At 61.7% G+C, this 19,557-nt stretch carries 18 protein-coding genes; 10 read left to right on the forward strand and 8 right to left on the reverse strand.

The window, feature by feature from the left end:
* Window positions 1-108 precede the first annotated feature (108 nt).
* The 6 genes from LGH74_RS11440 to LGH74_RS11465 all read left to right on the forward strand — a co-directional run bounded on the left by LGH74_RS11440 (window position 109) and on the right by LGH74_RS11465 (window position 5,248).
* Window positions 109-1,623, forward strand: coding sequence for a sensor histidine kinase (locus LGH74_RS11440; protein WP_226175760.1), 1,515 nt, complete (start codon window positions 109-111; stop codon window positions 1,621-1,623).
* An 80-nt stretch (window positions 1,624-1,703) separates the two neighbouring features.
* The gene (locus LGH74_RS11445; RefSeq protein WP_226175762.1) at window positions 1,704-2,114 is read left to right on the forward strand and encodes a response regulator; all 411 of its coding nucleotides are present in this window, start codon (window positions 1,704-1,706) and stop codon (window positions 2,112-2,114) included.
* Between the two features lie 245 nt (window positions 2,115-2,359).
* Window positions 2,360-3,253: a hypothetical protein gene (locus LGH74_RS11450; RefSeq protein WP_226175763.1), complete on the forward strand. Its 894-nt coding sequence runs from the start codon at window positions 2,360-2,362 to the stop codon at window positions 3,251-3,253.
* A gap of 46 nt (window positions 3,254-3,299) precedes the next feature.
* Complete coding sequence (locus LGH74_RS11455; protein WP_226175765.1) at window positions 3,300-4,046, forward strand: endonuclease III domain-containing protein; 747 nt, start codon at window positions 3,300-3,302, stop codon at window positions 4,044-4,046.
* A 32-nt stretch (window positions 4,047-4,078) separates the two neighbouring features.
* A complete protein-coding gene (locus LGH74_RS11460) occupies window positions 4,079-4,357 on the forward strand; it encodes a DUF167 domain-containing protein (RefSeq protein ID WP_226175767.1) in 279 nt (92 codons plus the stop codon).
* 96 nt (window positions 4,358-4,453) lie between these two features.
* Window positions 4,454-5,248 carry a ZIP family metal transporter gene (locus LGH74_RS11465; protein ID WP_226175769.1) on the forward strand — a complete coding sequence of 265 codons (795 nt, stop codon included), beginning with the start codon at window positions 4,454-4,456 and terminating at the stop codon, window positions 5,246-5,248.
* A gap of 157 nt (window positions 5,249-5,405) precedes the next feature.
* Here the strand turns inward: LGH74_RS11465 and LGH74_RS11470 are convergent, their stop codons facing one another.
* The 5 genes from LGH74_RS11470 to LGH74_RS11490 form a co-directional block, all read right to left on the reverse strand.
* On the reverse strand, window positions 5,406-6,785 hold the full coding sequence (locus LGH74_RS11470) for an ammonium transporter (RefSeq protein ID WP_226175771.1): 1,380 nt from the start codon (window positions 6,783-6,785) through the stop codon (window positions 5,406-5,408).
* 350 nt (window positions 6,786-7,135) lie between these two features.
* On the reverse strand, window positions 7,136-8,128 hold the full coding sequence (locus LGH74_RS11475; RefSeq protein ID WP_226175773.1) for a M28 family peptidase: 993 nt from the start codon (window positions 8,126-8,128) through the stop codon (window positions 7,136-7,138).
* Between the two features lie 2 nt (window positions 8,129-8,130).
* Window positions 8,131-9,201, reverse strand: a complete 1,071-nt coding sequence (locus LGH74_RS11480; protein ID WP_226175775.1) for a PH domain-containing protein — start codon at window positions 9,199-9,201, stop codon at window positions 8,131-8,133.
* A 65-nt stretch (window positions 9,202-9,266) separates the two neighbouring features.
* Window positions 9,267-10,460, reverse strand: a complete 1,194-nt coding sequence (locus tag LGH74_RS11485; RefSeq protein ID WP_226175777.1) for a threonine synthase — start codon at window positions 10,458-10,460, stop codon at window positions 9,267-9,269.
* A gap of 86 nt (window positions 10,461-10,546) precedes the next feature.
* Complete coding sequence (locus LGH74_RS11490) at window positions 10,547-11,452, reverse strand: LysR family transcriptional regulator (RefSeq protein WP_226175778.1); 906 nt, start codon at window positions 11,450-11,452, stop codon at window positions 10,547-10,549.
* A 245-nt stretch (window positions 11,453-11,697) separates the two neighbouring features.
* Here LGH74_RS11490 and LGH74_RS11495 point away from each other — a divergent pair, with 245 nt between their 5' ends.
* Window positions 11,698-16,026: a DUF2339 domain-containing protein gene (locus LGH74_RS11495; protein ID WP_226175779.1), complete on the forward strand. Its 4,329-nt coding sequence runs from the start codon at window positions 11,698-11,700 to the stop codon at window positions 16,024-16,026.
* Between the two features lie 39 nt (window positions 16,027-16,065).
* Here the strand turns inward: LGH74_RS11495 and LGH74_RS11500 are convergent, their stop codons facing one another.
* From LGH74_RS11500 to LGH74_RS11510, 3 genes are all read right to left on the reverse strand, one after another.
* Window positions 16,066-16,611: an RBBP9/YdeN family alpha/beta hydrolase gene (locus LGH74_RS11500; RefSeq protein WP_226175781.1), complete on the reverse strand. Its 546-nt coding sequence runs from the start codon at window positions 16,609-16,611 to the stop codon at window positions 16,066-16,068.
* A 33-nt stretch (window positions 16,612-16,644) separates the two neighbouring features.
* A complete protein-coding gene (gene blaOXA, locus LGH74_RS11505) occupies window positions 16,645-17,475 on the reverse strand; it encodes a class D beta-lactamase (protein ID WP_226175789.1) in 831 nt (276 codons plus the stop codon).
* 82 nt (window positions 17,476-17,557) lie between these two features.
* On the reverse strand, window positions 17,558-17,932 hold the full coding sequence (locus tag LGH74_RS11510) for a hypothetical protein (protein WP_226175791.1): 375 nt from the start codon (window positions 17,930-17,932) through the stop codon (window positions 17,558-17,560).
* A 452-nt stretch (window positions 17,933-18,384) separates the two neighbouring features.
* Here LGH74_RS11510 and LGH74_RS11515 point away from each other — a divergent pair, with 452 nt between their 5' ends.
* The 3 genes from LGH74_RS11515 to LGH74_RS11525 all read left to right on the forward strand — a co-directional run bounded on the left by LGH74_RS11515 (window position 18,385) and on the right by LGH74_RS11525 (window position 19,493).
* On the forward strand, window positions 18,385-18,528 hold the full coding sequence (locus LGH74_RS11515) for a hypothetical protein (protein ID WP_226175793.1): 144 nt from the start codon (window positions 18,385-18,387) through the stop codon (window positions 18,526-18,528).
* A 126-nt stretch (window positions 18,529-18,654) separates the two neighbouring features.
* A complete protein-coding gene (locus LGH74_RS11520) occupies window positions 18,655-19,098 on the forward strand; it encodes a hypothetical protein (protein WP_226175801.1) in 444 nt (147 codons plus the stop codon).
* A 38-nt stretch (window positions 19,099-19,136) separates the two neighbouring features.
* Complete coding sequence (locus tag LGH74_RS11525) at window positions 19,137-19,493, forward strand: hypothetical protein (protein ID WP_226175803.1); 357 nt, start codon at window positions 19,137-19,139, stop codon at window positions 19,491-19,493.
* Window positions 19,494-19,557 lie beyond the last annotated feature (64 nt).

Here is a 19,557-nt window from a genome sequence, read left to right on the forward strand (position 1 = left end):
AAGAAAAGGCGAAGACGAGTGCGAAGGTAAGCAGCCCGCGCGGCTACGGCGGCGGCCTGCCGCGGTTTTGCTAGGGCATGTGCCGTGAAGGGCGTAGGTTTGCAGCCTATGCGACTCAATCTCAATACGAAAATTCTGCTGGGCTTTGCCGTGGCGGCCGGCGTGCTGCTGCTCACGGCCGTGGCCTCTTTCCTGAGCATACGGCAACTGGCCGTGCAAACCCGGCACGTAGAGCACACCTACCGCGTGATTCAGGAAGCCGAGCAGCTCACCTCGCGGGTGCGGGATGCTGAGTCGCGGGTGCGGGGCTACCTGCTCACGGCCGATACGTCGTACCTGCAAACCTACAACACCTCCCAGCGCGACATTGAGCAGAGCTTCGAGCGGCTGCAAGAGCTGACGGTGGATAACCCCCGGCAAACGGCCCGGGTCGATTCGATGCGGGTGTTAGTCGACCAGAAGTTCAGCAATATGCGCCGGCTGCTGGACCCCGACCGCGCCATTACCAGCTCCTCCACCCAAACCATTCTGGACACGGGCCGCCAGACGATGCGGGCCATTTCTGGGTTGTTTGAGCGCATCAAGAACAACGAGCTGCTGCTGCTGACGGAGCGCAACCGCCTGCAGAACGTGTTTGAGACGATTACGCCCATCACCATCATTGTGTCGGCCACGCTGGCCATTCTCATTACGCTGTGGCTGTTCCAGAAAATCTCGCGGGAAATTGCGGCCAACGAGCGGCTCCAGCAGGAGCTGTCCGCCATCAACCAGGCTACTACTCAGCGGATTCAGATTATCGAAAACCTGGCCGACCAGGTAGTGCAGGGCGACTACAAGGTAAAAATCAAGGACAAGGAAAAGGACAGCCTGGGCAACCTGGCCACCTCGCTCAACCGCATGACCCAGACCCTGGACGACACCTTCGGGGCCCTGCAGAACCGCAATAAGGAGCTCGACCAGTTTGCCTACGTCACCTCCCACGACCTGAAAGCACCGCTGCGGGGCGTGATGACGGTGGTAAAATGGATTGAGGACGAGCTGTCGACGGAACTCTCGGCGCAGATGCACCAGTACCTGGGCATGATGAAGGGTCGTCTCGTGCGCCTCGAAGACCTCATCAACGGGCTACTGGCCTACGCCCGCATTGGGCGTACCGAGCAGAAGCTGGAGGAAGTAGCCGTGCAGCAGCTGGTGGAGGAAGTGCGCGACATGGTGGTGCCGCCCGAGTTCCGCCTGCTGCTGCCCACGCCGCTACCCGTACTCTTCACCGACCGGCTCAGCCTGCAGCAAATATTTACTAACCTGCTCAGCAACGCCGTGAAATACCACCACCGGGGCCAGGGCACTATTACGGTGAGCTGCACGGAAGCCAAAAAGGAGTACGAATTCCGGGTGGCCGACGACGGGCCCGGTATTGCCCCCGAATACCACGAGAAGATCTTCCTGATTTTTCAGACCTTACGGGACCGGAACACAGCCGAAAGCACCGGCATTGGGCTCAGCATCGTGAAAAAAATCCTGGATGAGCAGAAAAGTAGCATCCGGGTGGAGTCGGAGCTGGGCCAGGGTACGGCATTTATTTTCACCTGGCCCAAGGTTTCGGTTACCGAAAAAACAATCTAGCCCTTAGCTTGCAGTGGTTTTGGCCCGCCTTTTGCCAAGCGGGCCCGGCTGCTCTTCCTTTTTGCTTTTTTCCCTTGCCCATGCGCTCCGTTCTACTGGTAGAAGATGATTTTTTCGACACGATGACCGTGCAGAAGGCTTTCGAGAAATTCAGCATTCAGCACAAGCTCTACACCGCTTTCAACGGCCTGGAGGCCCTCGATTTGCTCTTGGGCCAGAATGGCGCCGAGCCCATCCGGCCCCTGCCCGAGGTGATTCTGCTGGACTTGAACATGCCCAAAATGAACGGGCACGAGTTTTTAGTGGAGCTGCGCAGTCACGCCGAGCTGAGCGACATTCCGGTCTTTATCACCACTACCTCGTCGATGGATGTGGACCGGCTGCGGGCCCAGAATCTGGGCGTCGACGGCTACATTCTGAAGCCTGTGGACTTTGAAACCGGCACCGATATGGTCGACAGCATCAGTCTGCTGGAACACCTGCTGAAATAGCCGACCACCTTTCTGCTTGCTAAAGCGCCAAGCCAGTTTTACAGCACCAAGCGTCTGTAGAGCTGGCTTTTGCATTTACACCAATTGTACTGTTGCGCAGCCACTGCAACTATTTCGGGGGGAAACCACATCTTTGGGAACAGAGGCTCTTTGTCGACTAGTTGGGCCAGTTGGGCAGCCCGGCACCGGCCTCGTACCAGAAAATCCCAGTCCTTTGTTTGGTTGAAGGCAATTCACTGCTTGTTATGACCTTTCGTTCTTATTTCTTCCTGCTTGCCCTCGGCATAGCCAGCCCAATGCTGGTGCAGGCTCAGGATGCCCCGCGCCAGCTCAACAGCCTGCCCGCCGTGCCCGACTCAGCCCGGCGGCAGCCCCAACTTTCCCAGCAGCCCCAAATGCAGCAGCCACCGAGCCAGGCCGTGCCCCCGCGCCAGCCAGCTCCCGCGCCACCGGCCGAAACCACGCGCTTCGCGGTAGGCCTCAAAAATGGCACTGTGTATAAGGCTTACGACGTGGAAATAAAGCAGCCGGTATTCGGGCGCTCCTACCTGCTACTCGACGATCAGCGCCGCCTCGACCTGAACGAAATCAGCTTCTATGAGGACGAAACAGGCCATTACGTGCGCACCACGCTGCCCCGCTCGAAGCGCGAAACCACGCTGCGCCGTGACCGGGTAGGGCGGCTGAGTCTATATTCGGATACCCGTACCCAATATGCGGGCAACGGCTATAGTCCCTATGGGCGCTACGGCGGCTATGGCGGATATGGGGGCTATGGGGGCTTCGGGGGCCCGGTGTACCGCACCGTCAAGACCGAGTATTTCAGCAAGGATAACGGCCCGATTCAGGATATGAGCCTGCGCAACCTCAGCCTGGCCACCGCCGACAATGCGGGCAGCGCCGCGCTGCTCATGCAGGCTCGCAAATACCAGACCTACAGCACCATGAGCTACGTAGCCGCGGCCGGAATACTGGCCGTCGGCATCTTCTCCACCTTCAACTCCAACCAATCAGGTATCTCCGTTTCGCCGCTCGTGTATGCCGGTATTCCGCTGGCCATTGTGCCCTTGGTACTGGGAAGTAAGCAGCAGAAAAACGTTAAACAGGCTATTTCGCTCTATAACCGGGGCGGCGAGTAAATGGTAGGCCGGTAACCTGCTCAGGCGGCTAGGCGTACGCCAGAGGGTGGAAAAACCCCTCAACGTCTGCTCCGATTTCGAAACCTGCCAGGCCCGGGCGCTGCGGGCCCATGAGCTGCTGTGCGCGGAGTACGGCGCACCGTTTCGCTTTTTCAGTACCAAGGATGCGCTTAGCGAGCTTATCAGTGCTTTGCTTTCGCACCGCACCCGCAACCAGGAGTCGCACCGCGCTTATCAACAGCTGCGGGCCCGGTTTCCGACCTGGGAAGCCGTACGCGATGCTCCTACCGACGAAGTGCAGCAGGCTATCAGCGCCTGCACCTGGCCCGAGCAGAAAGCGCCCCGCATCCAGGCCGTGCTGCGCGAAATAAGTGAACGGTGCGGCGGCCCCTGCGACCTGGCTTTTTTGGCCAATATGCCGGTGGCAGAAGCGCGGGCCTGGCTGGAATCCATTTCCGGCATCGGACCCAAAACCAGTGCCGCTACGCTGCTGTTCAGCTCGCTGCGCATTCCGGCTATGCCCGTCGATAGTCACCACCACCGTGTGGCCCAGCGGCTGGGGCTTATTGGGCCCAAAGTAGGCGAAGGGCCGGCCCACAAGCTGCTTTCAGCGTTGCTCCCACCCGATTGGGACGCCCAGCAGGTGTACGACCACCACGAGGCCCTTATGTTTCACGGGCAGAAGTGCTGCTACTTTCACACGCCCGCCTGTGGCCGTTGCGTAGTGCTTGACCAGTGTCCGTTTGGGCAGGCGCGGCTAGGGACGCCGGCTGCCGCGGAGGAGGCGAAGTAGTACCTTGGCGGCCCGCTTGCCCGCTTCTGCTTATGCCCGCTACTCTGCACCTGAAAGCCAAACCCAACAGCCGCCACAACCAGCTGGAAGTAGCCCCCGACGGCAGCATTACGGTGCGGCTGAAGGCGCCGGCCCAGGATGGCAAGGCCAATAGCTGCCTGCTGGCTTATCTGGCGGAGGTATTCGGCGTCAGCAAATCGAGCGTAGAGCTACTGACCGGCCACACTGCTCCGTTCAAGAAAGTGCTGCTGACAACCATTGACGAACCAACGCTGCGCCACACTCTTGCCCAGTATGGCGGCCCGGCCTGAACCAGGAACGCAATAACTATAACCCGGGGCCGAGGCTACGTATAAGGGCACCCGGCTTGTTTGTAGCCGGGGCCGTCCGCTCCTTATTCCACACATATGACTTTTCCAATCTGGGCCGTTGCCGGCTTCTGGGGCCTAGTTTCCGGCTCCGCGTTGCTGCTTGGCGCTGCCATTGGCTACTATGCCCACGTACCCCAACGCTGGATAGCGGCCGTAATGGCCTTTGGCAGCGGCGTACTGATTTCGACTCTTTCCCTGGACCTGATGGAAGACGCCTACGAAAAAGGCGGCCTCGACTCTACGGCACTGGGTTTTGTAGGCGGCGCGGCCGTATACACGCTAGCCAACTGGCTGCTGGCCCGCCACGGTGCCAAGCACCGCAAACGCTCGGGGGAGCACCAGAAAGTAGAGCGTGAAAAAGTGCAGGCCGGTGAGAAAGAAGCCACCGAACCCGGCGACGACAACGGCATGGCCCTGGCCGTGGGCGCGTTACTCGACGGTATTCCGGAAAGTATTGTCATCGGGCTGAGCCTGCTGGCCGGCGGGGCCGTGAGCATGGTGGCCGTAGTGGCTATTTTCTTGTCGAACCTGCCCGAAGGGCTTTCCAGCGCGGCGGGTATGCGCAAAGCCGGCCGGCCGGCCCGCTACGTATTTCTGCTCTGGGGCGGCATTGCGCTTATTTCCGGCATTTCCTCACTGGTGGGCTACACCGTGTTCAGCCACTTCTCGCAGGATGTAGTAGGCGCCACCACGGCCGTAGCCGCCGGGGCCGTACTGGCCATGATTGCCGATACAATGATTCCGGAAGCTTTCGAAACGGCCCACAACTTCACGGGGCTGATAACGGTACTGGGCTTCCTGGCGGCTTTTTTCCTGAGCAAAATGGGGTAATACGGTGCCCCGTAACCGGCGTAAAACAGCAAAAGAAAGGCCGCCAGCTTCAACCCTGGCGGCCACCCCTTCTATAACCTTAATAAGTCGTTACAACGGCGGCCGGGGCCCGGCTGCTTTCCTGGAGTCAGCCGGGCCGGTGTTCGGCCGGGTGTAATCAGATACGCGCCCCTACCTGCTCTTTGCGGTAGGTTTGCTCAAATTCCTCGTCGATATGGTACGTCGATTCTTCATGCTGGCTCAGGTCGAGGCCCAACTCTTCCTGAGCTGGCTTTACGCGTAAGCCGAAGAAAAGGTCGGTGACTTTCAGCAGGACCCAGGCGCCGGCGAAAGTGAAAGCAATGACGATGACCAGACCCAGCACATGGTAGCCGAAGACGGTAGCCGAGCCGTGGACCAGCCCCACCTTATCGGCAAAAACGCCCGTGAGCAGCATGCCCACGATACCACCCAGGCCGTGGCAGGGAAACACGTCGAGCGTATCGTCGAGGGACGTGCGGCTATTCTGCCAATGCACGGCGGCCTGACTAATGAGAGCGGCCAGCACCCCAATCAGTACACTTTGCCCGTAGGTGACGTAGCCGGCGGCCGGCGTAATGGCCACCAGCCCAACCACGGCCCCGATGCAGGCGCCCAGCGCCGTAGGTTTGCCGCCGCGCACTACCTCGATGAGCAGCCAGGCTACCAACGCCGCGGCCGAAGCCATGTTGGTGTTCACGAAGGCCAGGGCCGCTAACCCGTTGGCCCCCAGCGCTGAGCCGGCATTGAAGCCAAACCAGCCGAACCACAGCAGGCCCGTACCCAGGATGACGTAAGGCACGTTGGGCGTCAGAAAGGTCATTTTACGGCCGTGAATGGAACGGGGCCCCAGCACCATAGCGGCAGCCAGGGAAGCAATACCGGCCGAAATATGCACTACGGTGCCCCCAGCAAAGTCGAGTACGCCCCACTTGCGCAGGAATCCATCGGGGTGCCACGTCCAGTGGGCCAGCGGGCAGTAGATGAAGATGCAGAACAGCACCATGAACGCCAGGTACGCCTTGAAACTCACTCGCTCGGCAAAGGAGCCAGTAATAAGGGCCGGCGTGATGATGGCAAACTTGAGCTGAAAGGCGAAATACAGCACAAACGGAATACCCGGCGACAGCAGCGGATGCGGGGCCGTGCCCACGTTGCGCAGCATGATATAAGTGAACGGGTTGCCAATCAGGCCGTGCCAGGAGTCGCCGTAGGCCAGGGAAAAGCCTACGAAGTACCACACCAGCGAGATGACGCCCAGAGCCACAAAGCTCTGCAACATCGTGGAAATGACGTTTTTGGGCCGCACCATACCGCCGTAGAAAAACGACAGCCCCGGCGTCATGATCAGCACGAAGGCGGTGGCGGTCAGCATCCAGGCCACGTCGGCACCATTGAGGCTGCCGGGAGTGGCAGCAGGGTGCGGCAGGTCCACGAAGGCCGCGACGGTACATAGAATGATGAGCCCGGCCAGAGTCAGTAAGCTATAGCTCGGGCGAAGGACGGCAGAACGACTCATAATACAGATTGAAGTGGACTAACCTTACGATTCGAACGTCAATTTACATTATGAATCGCAATACTTCTCAAATACCCATCAATTTTTAGGTGCTTCAGGGGTAAAATACATTCGTTTTGAAAAAATAGCCTTGTAAATATGGGTCATTTTCACAAAACTATCATTTGTTAGTTAGATAGACATACGGGCAACCGCAAACTAATGGTACAGCCCTCTCCAGAGAGCTATGCGCGGTTGCTACAGATGTAGCCGGTCAACGATAGAAACTTGTAAGCACAATGGCTTAGGGAGCAGTGAAGCTCGAAAAAGCTGGAGTTGCAAAAGAAGGTATGCAACCAGCCAGCCCGCAATTAGAGCCCCAGAATGACACCTAGCATCCCATTTACCACTTCAGCCATGCGCCGGAAGTCCAGCGTGTCGATGGTATCGGAGGGCTGGTGGTAGTTGGGGTTACGCAGAAAGGAGGTGTCGTTTATCATGAGAGCCTCGTAGCCATAGCGCCAGTAGTTGCGGTGGTCAGAAAGGCCGGCTAGGCTCACGGCGCTGGGCAGATTGATGCTTTGCACATCGATGGCGGCATGAGACTGCATGAGCTTTTTCACCTGCTCCACGATGCTTTCTTGCCCCTGTTTGCCGACGACGGTAATGAAGTTGCCGGTGCTGGGGTAAAGCTGGGCCATCCGCTCGTCGGGGAAACGCTGGGAGCCGTGCGCGTCGCTGAAGTATCCAATCATTTCGTAGCAGATCATGGCGCGCACGGCTACGTGCTGGTCGTGCAGGGATTTGGCGTGGAAGGCGCTGCCCATGTCTTCGGTGCCGAAAAAAGGCGGCTCTTCGAGGGAATAGGCCACAAAATCGATGCGGCGGGTGAGCGGCGCGGGGCTGGCCGCCAGCAGCCGGGCCGTTTCGAGCAGGCCCGCTACGGCACTGGCGTTGTCGTCGGCCCCGGGCTGGTCGCCGCACACGTCGTAGTGGGCTCCAATGATGATTAGCTCGGCATCGGCAGGGCCGAAGGAGGCAATGATGTTGCGGTAGGGCTGCCCATCCACGCGAAAGGGCTGCTCCTCGACGCGGCACTCCAGCTTTTCGAATTCGGCTTTGATGTAGTCGGCGGCCTGGTTTAGCGACGCCGGATGCCGGTAGCTACGGGCCGGACGCAGCTCGGTCAGAAACTCCACATCGGCGTACAGGCGGTCCTGGTTGGCTTTCATCGTTGCTCGTTGGTTGCTGACTGCTACCTGTTTCCGGCCCGACCAGTGCCAACCGGCAATAGCCAGCAAGCCCGCCACTGCCAGCCCGGCAGCAGCCACCCCGAATTTGCGCAGGCTTCTATTGTACCCCAAAATCAGGCCTTGGTTATGGTTCTGCTTTGCAACAGCTGCCCGGCGGCGGCCACAGCATGGCTGGCGTAACGCTCAGGCTCGCTGACTATTGCCCCCAGCTGTGCATCGGTATAGGAAGCAAAGCGCCGCTCAAATTCCAGAATCCGCTGCTGATGCTCCTGCTCGGCAACCTCCAGCTCGGCATCAGACAGCCGGCGGAAATAAATTGATGGAAAGCCGGGCTCTTCCACCCGATACTGCACGCCCATAGCCTCGGCTATGGCCACACTCGGGCCAGTGTGGTGGGTGATGACGCAGACCTGATGATTGGTCAGCACGAAGCACACGTACTGGTAGCCCTGAAACGAGCGGCTGCGCGGACGGGTACGCACCACCACACAGTCGCGCACCTGCTCCCGCCCAAATTCCAGCGTGCCGTGGCGGTCGTGCAGCGTGAGTTGGTGGTGTACCACATCGACTTCGACCTGCTGCCCTCCGCCCTGTAGGTACTGCCAGTTGAGCCGGGCGGCAGGGCCGAAAAGGAGCAAACCCACCAGCGTGCCGCCAAGTAATATCGATACCTGCAGCGGCGTGACTACGGCCAGCACCAATGCCAAAACCACGACTCCGGCTGGTGGCAACAGCGCCGACCACGGCGAGCGGCTGCGCGAGGTGTAGCTCAGAATTGTGGGCGGTGGCGCGAGAGGCACATAGGGCTCCATATAGTTCCAGCCGGGCCAGGCAGGCAGCGTACCGGCAAAAAACATCTGGATGATGTCTTCCGGGTCCAGGGTGTGCGCGTGCCAGTTCAGCGAAACCCGGCCCGGATAGTGCTTCTCCCCCACCCGATAGTCGAGCAGTACGGTCAGGTCGTCGGGACTAGTAAGTAGCAGGTACTCGGAGCCGCGCCGGAACCAGACGCCGGGCAGCGTGCTGGTGCGGCCCTCGCGCTGCCGCTGAGACAGCTTTTGGAGCTGGGCTTCCCAGGGAAAAGCGGCAAAGGCGGCCAGGGCTTCCGCTTCGGACACCCGACCCTGTTCTCGAATTTCATCGGGGTAAAAATCGACGTACTGCCAGCCCCAAGTTGCTTCCATAGCTTACCAGAATAAAGGCGGCAAGCTACGGGAAACTCAGTGTTTGTTGGTACGAAATAGCGGCCCTAATACTGGCCAGCCACGTTTTCCAGGTACTTCTGACCCGAACCAGTATTCAGCAGCAGAATCTGCTCGTCGGGGCGCAGCCAGCCGGTGCTCAGCAGCTGCCGGGCCGCCATCCAGACGGCCGCACCTTCGGGGGCCACAAACAGGCCTTCGAGGCGACCCAGCTCCCGCATGCCTTCTACCATCTGCTCGTCGGTGATGCTCAGGGCCGTGCCCTGCGACTCGCGCAGCACTTCCAGCATCAGCGGCTCGCCTAAGGGGCGCGGCACGGCCAGGCCATTGGCAATGGTGGGTTGGCCTACGTACTGCTGCGAGTTGGCCTGCCGGCCCAAGTAGGTTTCGATAAGCGGGCAGCAGTTGGCGGCCTGCACAGCCACCATGCGGGGTAGCTTCACCTCGGGGTCCAACCAGCCAAGGGCTTTCATTTCCCGAAACGCCTTCCAGATGCCGATGAGGCCGGTGCCGCCGCCGGCAGGGTACAGAATAACGTCGGGCAGCTGCCAGCCCAGTTGTTCGGCAATTTCGTAGCCCATCGTTTTTTTGCCCTCAATGCGGTAGGGCTCCTTCAGCGTCGATACGTCGAGCAGCTCGCCGTTGGCGTTGGTCTGGCGCACCCAGGCGGCGCAGTCGTTGATCAGGCCATCGATAAGCTGCACTTCGGCCCCGTACCAGTAGCATTCGTCGCGGAAGGCCTGGGGCGTGTGGCGGGGCATAGCTACCACGGCCCGCATACCGGCCTTGGCGCAGTAGGCCGCCATAGCCACGCCCGCGTTGCCGGCGGTAGGCACAATGCAGCCCTGCACGCCCAGCTCCTTAGCCTTGGAAATGGCCATGCTCAGCCCCCGCGCCTTGAACGAGCCGGTGGGATTCTGGCCTTCGTCCTTAAGTACCAACGACCGTAAATCGTAGCGCGCCGCCAGGTTTTGCAGGTTCAGAATGGGCGTAAATCCTTCGCCCAGACTCACCCGGTTTTCCTCGTGCAGCAGTGGCAGCAGCTCCTGATAGCGCCACATCGAGCCGTCAGCCTGGCAGATGCTAGCTTTGCTGAGCGGCTCGTGCAGGTCATACACGGCCAGCAGCGGCATCTGGCAGCATTCCGACACCCGCTGCAGGGCAAAGGCGAAATGGGGTTTGCCGCAGGCCGAGCATTCCAGGGACTGAATTCGGGAGGCGAGAGTGGTGCAGGTTTCCATCGGGGGTCAGGGGGCTATAGGGCCGAGCTTTAGAACGGCAAGTACCCCCGACGGTATGCGGAAACAAAACAGCAATTCGGAATAGGCTATGCCATTTTCGAATAGTGACGCTTCATAAACTGCACGAAATCCTTGTAGGGCAGGTTGTTTTCGGTGCCCTTGCGCTGGATGAAGTTGAACTGCCGCCGCATGGCCAGGCCCTGAATCGGCACTTCCAGCAGCTCCCCCGATTCGAGTTCCTTCACCACGGCCTGCCGGGGCAAAAACGCCAGGCAGGTATCCACGCGCACAAAGTTTTTCAGGGCCTCGGTGCCGCCCAGGCGCACTCTTACCGGCAAATCGGGCAGCTTCATCTGGTGGTGGGCCAGAGCTTCTTCCAGCACGGCCAGCGTGCCCGAGCCCACCTCGCGCACGGCCAGTGGCACCTGGTAGAGGTCCTGCACGGTGAGGTTGCGGGTGTTGAGCGGGTTGCGGGCCGAGCATACGGCAATGACATCGTCGGTCAGGAAGGGCGTGTAGGTCACATTGCTGACTTTGTTGATGCCCTCGATGATGCCCAGGTCAATTTCGTGGTCGAGCAGGGCCCGGAGGATATTCTCGCTGTTGCGGTTTTTGAGCGTGAGTTGGATGTTGGCGTGCTGATGCAGGTAGGCCGACAGCACCGGCGGCAGTACGTAGAGCGAAATGGTGGTGCTGGCCCCAATCATCATGCGGAAGCGCGGGGCATAGTCGGCGCTGAGGGCCGTGAATTCCTGGTGTAGCTCGTGCTGGAGCTGCCGGGCCAGCAGCAGCTTCTGGTAGAGCAGCTGGCCGGCGGGCGTGAGCTTCACTGTGTTGCCGAGGCGCTCAAACAGGCCAATTTTGTACTCTTCCTCCAAGGCCTTTACGTGCTTGCTCACAGCCGATTGGCTCACGAACAGGGTTTGGCTGGCCTTGGTGAAGCTCAGCAGGCGGGCTACTTCCAGAAAAATCTCGTGCCGATAGGAAAGCATAGCGGAATAAACAGAGGCCGGCCCAAACCGATTCCGGCCGGCCCCGCGGCTACATACGCAGGCCCGGGCCGAAAGCTGCTTGGGCCGCGCAAGACGGGCGAGTCGTGGAAATTCGGCTCACGCTATATAAATGACTAAGTTTCCGTCAGCCATTTTTCCTGCCGGCCCGGCGGTGAACTATTTGTAGCACATCTGCCCTGGGTTAGCAGCCCGATTTTACCCGAATATTCTCCCTGGATTACCTTATGGAAACGATGCTATGGCTGTTTGCGGCCGTCATTATTGGCTTATTCTATCAAGCCATGAAGGACAGGGTGAAGCGGCTGGAAGAACGGCTGGGCCAGCGCGAAAATGCCCACGCCCAACTGCTAACCCAGGTGGAGGAACTCCGCGCTGAGCTGTGGCTGCTGAAAGCTACCCCACCCGCTGCTCGCCCCGCAACTCCGGACGTGCCCCGTACGGTGGCCGCACCGGTGGCACCTGCTACGGCCGTAGCACCGGCGCTGGTGTCGCCTACTCCCCAGATAACGCCGCCCGTTACGGCCCCGACACCAGTTGCGCTGCCGGCAGTAGCGCCTGTGCCTCCCATTCCGCCGACAGCTCCGGCGTTGCCAGTACCGCCCAAGCCCATGCAGCCACCTGTGGCCGCGCCGGTACCCGCCGTGCCCGTGGCTGCCACCACTCCGGCCGCTCCGGTTGCTCAGCCCGCACCGCCCACTGCTGCGCCATTGCCTAAACCGCAGCCGGAACCCGTCTTCACTCCACCCGCGCCACCGGTGCCCGCCGAACCGGCTGGCCCTACCTGGTGGCAGCGCACCGAGCAGCTGCTGCTCGATAATTGGACGGGTATTCTGGGGGCCGTGGTACTGGTAACGGGCGTCGGGTTTCTGGGCGTATACACCGCCCTGCAGGTTACGCCACCGGTGCGCTTCGCCATGATTTCGGCCTTTGCGGGCGTACTGCTGGGGTTGAACTATTACCTGCGCAACAAGCCCTTTGCCGAGCGCCTGCACGTGTGGCTGCAAAGCAGCGCGGCGGCCATTTTTCTATTTGCCTGCGTGGGCGCCGTCAGCGTGCCAGGCCTGCGGTGGGCCACGCCGCCGTTGAGCTATTTGCTGCTGCTGGCCGGCGTGGCCGCCAACCTCTGGCTGGCCTGGCGCAGCAGCCGCGAATCGGTGGCTACGCTGCACGGGGTACTGAGTTTGGTGGCCCTGTCTACCATTGCGCCCGATTTGCTTACCCTGGCTACGGCGGCCGGCGTCACGGCTTTCTGCATTGCCATTACCTACCGGCAGCGCTGGAAATACCAGCTCCTGTTGAGTATTCTGAGCTTTTTCGTCTTTCACCAGTATTGGCACTTCCACCTAGCAGCTCCGCTCGGTAGCGGTCTGCGGCTGGTAGCCATGGCCCTAGTGCTGCTGGTGGGCGTAGCGGCGGCCATTGTGCAATACCGCCGCGTGTATGCCCACACGCAGTTCGACGCGCTGCTGTTTGCGGCGCACGTGCTCAACTGGACCACGCTGGGCTTCAACCTCTACCAATACAGTACCGGCTCGCCCTGGAAAACCATTCCGTTGGCGCTGGGGGCCGTCCTCACGTTTTTCGTGGCGCGCCGGGCCCGGCAACTGGGCATTCAGTGGCTGTTCCAGACCGACACCATCATTTCCCTGATTCTGGCCCTGGCCACGGCATTTTCCCTGCAGGGCTGGCATGCCACGGGCCCCATTGTGGGCCTGTTTATGCTGCTTGAGTCGCTGCTGATTGCCTTTATCATGGCCCGGGAGCAGGAAACGCTGGTGTTTCGGGTGGCGGCGGCAGGGGCGCTGCTGGCCGGTACGGGGCTGCTGCTTATGGTACTCACCCAGCTGGCGCACTACACACCCACGGAGCTGCACCGCAACGCGCTGGTCGTGTTTCTGGCAGCCAGCCTGGGCGCGGGCTATTTCCGGCTTACTGCTGCGCACCCCGTTTTTGAAAATGAAGCCGATGGTGCCGCTACCAACCGGGCCCTGCACCAGGGCTTCGGGGGCTTAGTCGGGGCGCTGTACCTGGGCGTGGCAGTGTTGCTGCTGCAAGCGCTGTTTGGCGTAAGCAACCCGCCGGCCGGGGCGCTGATTGGGGCAGCGGCGGCGGTTTCGGGCGTCGTCTTCGGGCTGGCCCACTGGCTGCGCGGCGGGCCGACCTGGTTCCGGACGCTGCACCTGGCGGCCGGGCAGGTGCTGCTAACCGTGGCTATGCTGGGCTTGCACAAGCTGGGCCTGGTGTGGCCGGCTACGGCGGCCGTGCTCTACCTCGAAATGCTGCTCCTTGCCTGGCTGCTGGCCCGGGCCACTGAAACGGCGGCTTTCCGCCTGCTCACGGGCGGGGCGCTGCTGGCTGGTGGCTGGCTGCTGCTGACCAGTGTGGCGCATTGGTCCCACTTATTGCCCGCAAACCTGCACCGCAACGCGGCGCTGCTGCTGGGCGTGGGCTTGGCTAGCGCGGTTTTCTTCCGGCAATTGGAGCGGCAGCTGTGGCTCAGCGCCCAAGTGGCACAGTCGCCCGACCGGAGCCTGCACCACAGTACGGGCGGCCTTACGGGGCTGCTGTATCTGGGGGGCGTGAGGCTGCTGCTGCAGGCGCTGTTTGGCGTGAGCAGCCCGCCGGTAGCGGTGCTGGTGGGCAGTGCGGCGCTTTTAGGCGGCGGGTTGCTGGCCCTTACCCGGTGGCTGCGCGGCGGGGCCGAATGGTTCCGGGTGCTGCACCTGCTGGCGGGCCAGCTGCTGCTGAGCGTGGCGGTGCTGGGGCTGCACAAAGCCGGCCTCAGCTGGCCGCTGACGCAGGTGCTGCTCTATTTCGAAATGCTGCTTATGACGCTGGCCCTGGCCTGGCGGCGCGAGTGGTGGACATACCGGGTACTGCTATATGCCACGCTGCTGCTGGCCGTGGGCTTACCAATGCTGGTGTACGGCACCGGCCACCTGAGCGCCGAACAGCGCGCCCTGCTCCTGACCCTGGCCGCACTGGCTACGGCCGCCGCCCAGGCCGCCGTAGTACGGCTGGAAGCGCCGGCTTACGATGCGCTGCCTTTTGCTTACAATCCGGCGTATCGGCTGCGGGTGCTGGGCACAGTGCCGGGCGTGCTGCTGCTAACGGCGGCAGGGTTGGTGTACGAGCATACCTGGGCCGCCTGGGCCGCGGCCGGCCTCGGGGCGGCGCTGCTCTTGCTGCGGCGCTACGTGGTGGTGCCCGGCCTGTGGACCGGCGTGCTGCTGGCTACTACAGCTTACCACTTGCTGCAGTGGCACGAGGTGCTGGTTGCTGATTCCAACCGCACTACCGGCTCCGCACTCGGCTACTTACTACCGCTGGTGCTGCTGGCGGGCGTGGGGCTGGCCTGTTCCTGGTGGACGGCCCGGGCGCGGCAGGTACGCTGGCCCTGGCTCTACCTGCTGGGCCTGCACCTAACCGTGGCTGCGTGGGCCGCGGCAGCACCACATTCCGAGGCGCTGGCCGTGCTGCTCTGGACTACACTGGCCACTCTTGCCGCCGCTGCTGCCCACCAGGTGCGCCAGCGGCTCACCGACCCGGACAAGCTAACCCGCGCCGGTCAGCCCGACCGGTTTCTGCTGCATATCACCTATGGGCTGCTCCTGTGGGCCATGCTCTGGCACTTCGGTAAGCTGGTACCCAGTACGGAACTGCTGTGGCAGGTGCGGGGCCGCCGCCTCACGGCCGCTGCTCTGGTGTTGGTATTGGCCGCACTGGCTTGGCGCCGGGCTCCCACTACTGGCCCGCGCTACCGTACCTGGCAGTGGCTGCACCCGTATCTGCCCGAGCTGACACTGCTGTTTCTGGGCTTCACGCTGTGGTGGGAAGTGCAACTTACCTGGCAGGCGCTGCTATGCCTGGCATTGGCGTTTGGCCTGACGCTGGGTGGCGCCCGGCTGCCGGCGCGGCTGCGGCGGCTGCAGCTCTACGGCGTGCTATTTTTCTGGCTCTCCACGCTCTGGGCCAGCTACGTGGCGTTGCGGTATCTGGCTCCGGGGCAGCTGCTGAGTGTGCGGTGGCTGACGACGGCCGGGGCCGTAGCCCTGCAGTTTGCCTACGCGGCCCTGGCCCTGCAGCTGCCGGCCCGGCCCGAGCATCTTATCTGGCCGCCGGGTCTGGCGGGCCTGGCAGCGTTGGGGCGGCTGAGTTTCCGGCAACTGGTGGCGGCGCTGCTGTATCCGGCATTTCTGGCCCTTACCGTGCTGCTGGTGCAGTCCTTCGACCGCTCGGTGCTCACGGTACTACTGATGCTGGAAGTAGTGGCCCTGTTTGTGAGCAGCCTGCTGCTGCGCCGTCAGGACTTCCGCTACGCGTCTCTGGCTGGCGTGGCCATTTGCCTGGTGCGGCTGGTATTCTTCGATCTGAGCCAGCGGGGCACTATTACGCGGGCGGTGGTCTTTATCCTGATGGGCATTTTGCTGCTGGGAATGAATGCCCTGTACGCCCGCTTCAAAGACCGTTTCGCGCCAGTAACTTCCAACGACGACAGCCCGGCGACTGAGCCCGAGTTGCCCACGGCTCCCGACACGGCTCAACCTGAATAGCAGGCTGCCCGCAGGCTATTTAGTAAGCAGCAGAACCAATTAGCCTATTTCCGCAGAGGCGGCCAGCTCCCGCAGCAGCGCGTGGCCCTGTGGCCATTCACCCAGGCTCGACGCCGAGTTCAGATGACCCAATGCCCCGGCGTTTACCAGGCGGCTGCCCCAGCAGCGGGCAAATTCGGTGGCCCGGGCCAGGGTCACGTACTCGTCGTTGGTGCTGGCCACTACGATGCTGGGAAACGGCAGCCGGGCCAGCGGCAGGGGCGCAAATCCCACGGCCCGGACTGGGAAGTCGGGCCGCTCGGTATCGGCAGGGGCTACCAGCAGTGCGCCGCACACCTGACTCGTGTCGTGCCGCCGGGCCCAGAACGCTACCGTGCTGCAGGCCAGGCTGTGGGCTGCCAGCACTACCGGCCCGGGGGCGGCCCGCACGGCGGCATCCAGCGCGGCCACCCAGTCGGGGCGGGCGGGCTGTTCCCATTCGCGCTGCTCTACCCGGCGGTAGCCATATTGCTGCTCCCAAATGCTTTGCCAGTGCAGCGGCCCTGAGCTGCCCAGCCCGGGTACGGTCAGAATGGTAATCGACATTTACTCAGGAATCGGAAAAATCAGAAATGCTACCTACTTCTTGCCGGGACTACCCAGCAGCCCAAACTCCTGACGCAGAATCTGCTCGGTGAGAGCACGACGGCCCTGCACAAATTTCGCCGTGGCCGGCTGTCCGTCGGCGGGCTCCACGTTCAGGGCAAAGAAATACGTTTTACCGGCCTGCTCCACCCAGCCCACAAACCAGCCGTTGTCGTACTGCTGGCGCATGGCCCAGCCGGTTTTGCCGCGCAACATCCAGTCCGGGCCCCGGCCCAGCACGAGCAGGGCCTTGGTTAGCTCCTGGTTGCGCTTCGCGATGGGTAGCTGCCCGCGCTGCAGCCGCTGCAAAAAGTCGATCTGCTCGAACTGCGTGATGCGTGAGGAACCAACCAGCCAAAACGAGTCGACCGTGGCGGGCGTCACGCGCATCTGACCAAACCGCAGCTTGGGCAGCCACTGCTGGTAGCGCGCCGCCCCAATGCGCCGGGCCACCTCCTGATAGCACGGCACGCACGACACCCGCAGGGCCCGCGCAAAGGTCATGTCCTCGTTCCACTGCGGAAAGCTGCGCTTCTTGCCGTCCCAACGGAATATCTCGACCGTATCGGTTACGGCCCCGGTTTCGAGCCCGAGCAGGGTGTTAGGAATCTTGAAAGTAGAAGCCGGCAGAAAGCCCTGGCGGCAGCGGGCCAGGTTGTAGGCTGTGTACTGGCCGGTGCCGGCTTCGAGTACCAAAAAAGAGCCTTGCAGCCCATACTCAGCGAAATAATGCTGATAATTCCGCTCAACGATACGCTGGGCGAAGGCACCGGGGCCGCTGAGCAACAGCAGCCCGGCCATGAGGTGCAGCAGAATTCTTAGCACGCGGTAGCCAGTAAAAGCAGCGGCGCGGCGCTGCCGGTGGATGGTAAAACCCCGTCAATAATACCGTTTTCGGCCCAAGCGGCTACTCACCGGTTATAATTTCCAGCTTCGACGGCGACAGATAGTAATACTCTACGCCGCTGGGCGGGGCGTATTTGTCGAATGCCCGGTAAGTACCCGTGAAGCTCACCGGTAGAGAATCTTTACGAAACGCCTCGGGCAGCTGCCCACAGATAAAGCCCACCGTCGGCGCATTGAATGTGCCCGGAATTTTGGCGTGAATGGTATACAGCTGCTCTTTCTTATCGAGAAAGACGCGGCCCTCCCCCAGCACGTTTTCTTTGATTACCGTTTTCGAGCCGCAGGTTTCCTGCACTATCAGTTCCGGCAGCTCCTGCTGGCAACTGGTGGCCCCAAAGGCAGCAGCCAGGGCTAGTAGGCAAACATTCTTTTTCATAACAACAGAAACACCCCCTTTAGTACGTCCTTCAATTTCACGGCCCAGCGTCGGGAAGCAAGATACCAGGTTACCCGCGCAACTCCGCCGTCCAAGCGGTACTTCGTCGGCAGGCCGCGCCAGTGGCGCAGGTACTCAGCCGGTAAAGCGGGGGCCGGAACCAGGCCAATTGTAGCACGGGGCTGGCTTTGTCAACTGGTTGCCGAAATTCTTATTGACAGGGCAAAATCGGCTTTACAGGCTTTTCTAACGCTATTTTCTATCAACAACAAGCCCGTGTAGCAGGGCCAGGGCCGGAGCTGTGTCGCATAACCAGGCCGGCTATGTGCCGTATTAAGCGTACCTTGCACGGGTGGCCTACCCACGCGAAAGAGTCGGGCCGGGGCAAAACTCCGCGCTACTTGCCGCAGTACAAGTCACTAACCCTCATATCTCAGCCTCATTTTTTCCTTATGGCGACGACTAACACCCCCACTTCCCAGGACTCCCAGGCCAACGCTGCCGCCGAGCCCCTAACCGCACAAGAAGCCCTGCACCACCGCGTGAAGCAGGCGCAGGAGCGTCGCCGTCAGAAGCGCAAGCGCATCCACGCGTAGCCTTTCCCGGCTCCGCTGAAAAGCCCTGCCTGCCACACCGCAGCCAGGGCTTTTTCGTGCCCGATGAATGCCCCTTCTCCTGCTGCCCGCGGCGGCCGGGCACCGCACTTCTTCGTATTCATAGGCATGAGGAAGCGGTTAGTGCTTGTGCTGCTGGGCCTGAGCGGCTGCCACCGCGGGGAGTTAGTACGGCTGCAGGTGGTAAATGACAGCCAGGAAAAGCTGGTGGATATTGCCGTGTTCTGCGACGGTAAGCGCCTGGCCGACACGCTCGTGCCCAAGTACCGCAGCCCCGCCGACCGGCTCAACTACTACCTGCGCCTGCCGCCGGGGCCGCATCGTATCGTGGCCTTGTCGCAGGGGCAGCACACCCGCCTCGATACCAGTCTCAACACCACCGGCAGCAACGTGCTGGGCGTTACCTTTCGCTACGACTCCCTAGCGCCCCGGCACCAGAAAACCTATTTCGCCGACGGGGCCGAGGGAGAAATTACGTTCCCGGCGTTTCACATACCGCGCCGCTTTCGGGTATATCAGTTTCAAACCGCCCAGCCGCTGCGCCCGGAATAGTAGGGCCCGCAATAGAATTTACCCGCTTACTTTACCGCATGATGATAAAAGCCCTTCCTTTTCTGCTGCTCGGCACGGTGTGCGCACTGAGCAGCTGCCAGCAAACGCCGGCCACCGATAATACGTCTATGCTGCCCACCGACTCGGCGGCGGCTACGCCCGCAGCTACCACCGGGGCCGCTACCGAAGCCGAGGCCCGCGCCGCCGTAGGCCGCCACGTGCAGACGCTGCCCAACGCGGCCCTGTTCGTGCTCGACTCGGCCCGGGCTATGGATGTGGAAGACCACTGGCAGGTGCTGGTGCCCCGCTCCGACTGGGCCAACCGGATGCCCAACAAAGCAGCCTTCGAGGTCGATAAGAAAACTGGGGCCGTCCGCACCCTGATGGTTAAGTAGCGCCGTCGTTACCCACAAAAAAAGGCCCGAACCTTCCCAGGTTCGGGCCTTTTCGTTCATTGGG

Origin of the sequence: Hymenobacter lucidus, assembly GCF_020447265.1 — a bacterium.
Taxonomy (GTDB): domain Bacteria; phylum Bacteroidota; class Bacteroidia; order Cytophagales; family Hymenobacteraceae; genus Hymenobacter; species Hymenobacter lucidus.

Excerpts from the sequence above, each read along its gene's own strand:
- LGH74_RS11440 (WP_226175760.1), top strand. The coding sequence starts at position 109 with ATGCGACTCAATCTCAATACGAAAATTCTGCTGGGCTTTGCCGTGGCG.
- LGH74_RS11445 (WP_226175762.1), top strand. The coding sequence starts at position 1,704 with ATGCGCTCCGTTCTACTGGTAGAAGATGATTTTTTCGACACGATGACC.
- LGH74_RS11450 (WP_226175763.1), top strand. The coding sequence starts at position 2,360 with ATGACCTTTCGTTCTTATTTCTTCCTGCTTGCCCTCGGCATAGCCAGC.
- LGH74_RS11460 (WP_226175767.1), top strand. The coding sequence starts at position 4,079 with ATGCCCGCTACTCTGCACCTGAAAGCCAAACCCAACAGCCGCCACAAC.
- LGH74_RS11465 (WP_226175769.1), top strand. The coding sequence starts at position 4,454 with ATGACTTTTCCAATCTGGGCCGTTGCCGGCTTCTGGGGCCTAGTTTCC.
- LGH74_RS11470 (WP_226175771.1), bottom strand. The coding sequence starts at position 6,785 with ATGAGTCGTTCTGCCGTCCTTCGCCCGAGCTATAGCTTACTGACTCTG.
- LGH74_RS11480 (WP_226175775.1), bottom strand. The coding sequence starts at position 9,201 with ATGGAAGCAACTTGGGGCTGGCAGTACGTCGATTTTTACCCCGATGAA.
- LGH74_RS11485 (WP_226175777.1), bottom strand. The coding sequence starts at position 10,460 with ATGGAAACCTGCACCACTCTCGCCTCCCGAATTCAGTCCCTGGAATGC.
- LGH74_RS11490 (WP_226175778.1), bottom strand. The coding sequence starts at position 11,452 with ATGCTTTCCTATCGGCACGAGATTTTTCTGGAAGTAGCCCGCCTGCTG.
- LGH74_RS11495 (WP_226175779.1), top strand. The coding sequence starts at position 11,698 with ATGGAAACGATGCTATGGCTGTTTGCGGCCGTCATTATTGGCTTATTC.
- LGH74_RS11500 (WP_226175781.1), bottom strand. The coding sequence starts at position 16,611 with ATGTCGATTACCATTCTGACCGTACCCGGGCTGGGCAGCTCAGGGCCG.
- LGH74_RS11510 (WP_226175791.1), bottom strand. The coding sequence starts at position 17,932 with ATGAAAAAGAATGTTTGCCTACTAGCCCTGGCTGCTGCCTTTGGGGCC.
- LGH74_RS11515 (WP_226175793.1), top strand. The coding sequence starts at position 18,385 with ATGGCGACGACTAACACCCCCACTTCCCAGGACTCCCAGGCCAACGCT.
- LGH74_RS11520 (WP_226175801.1), top strand. The coding sequence starts at position 18,655 with ATGAGGAAGCGGTTAGTGCTTGTGCTGCTGGGCCTGAGCGGCTGCCAC.
- LGH74_RS11525 (WP_226175803.1), top strand. The coding sequence starts at position 19,137 with ATGATGATAAAAGCCCTTCCTTTTCTGCTGCTCGGCACGGTGTGCGCA.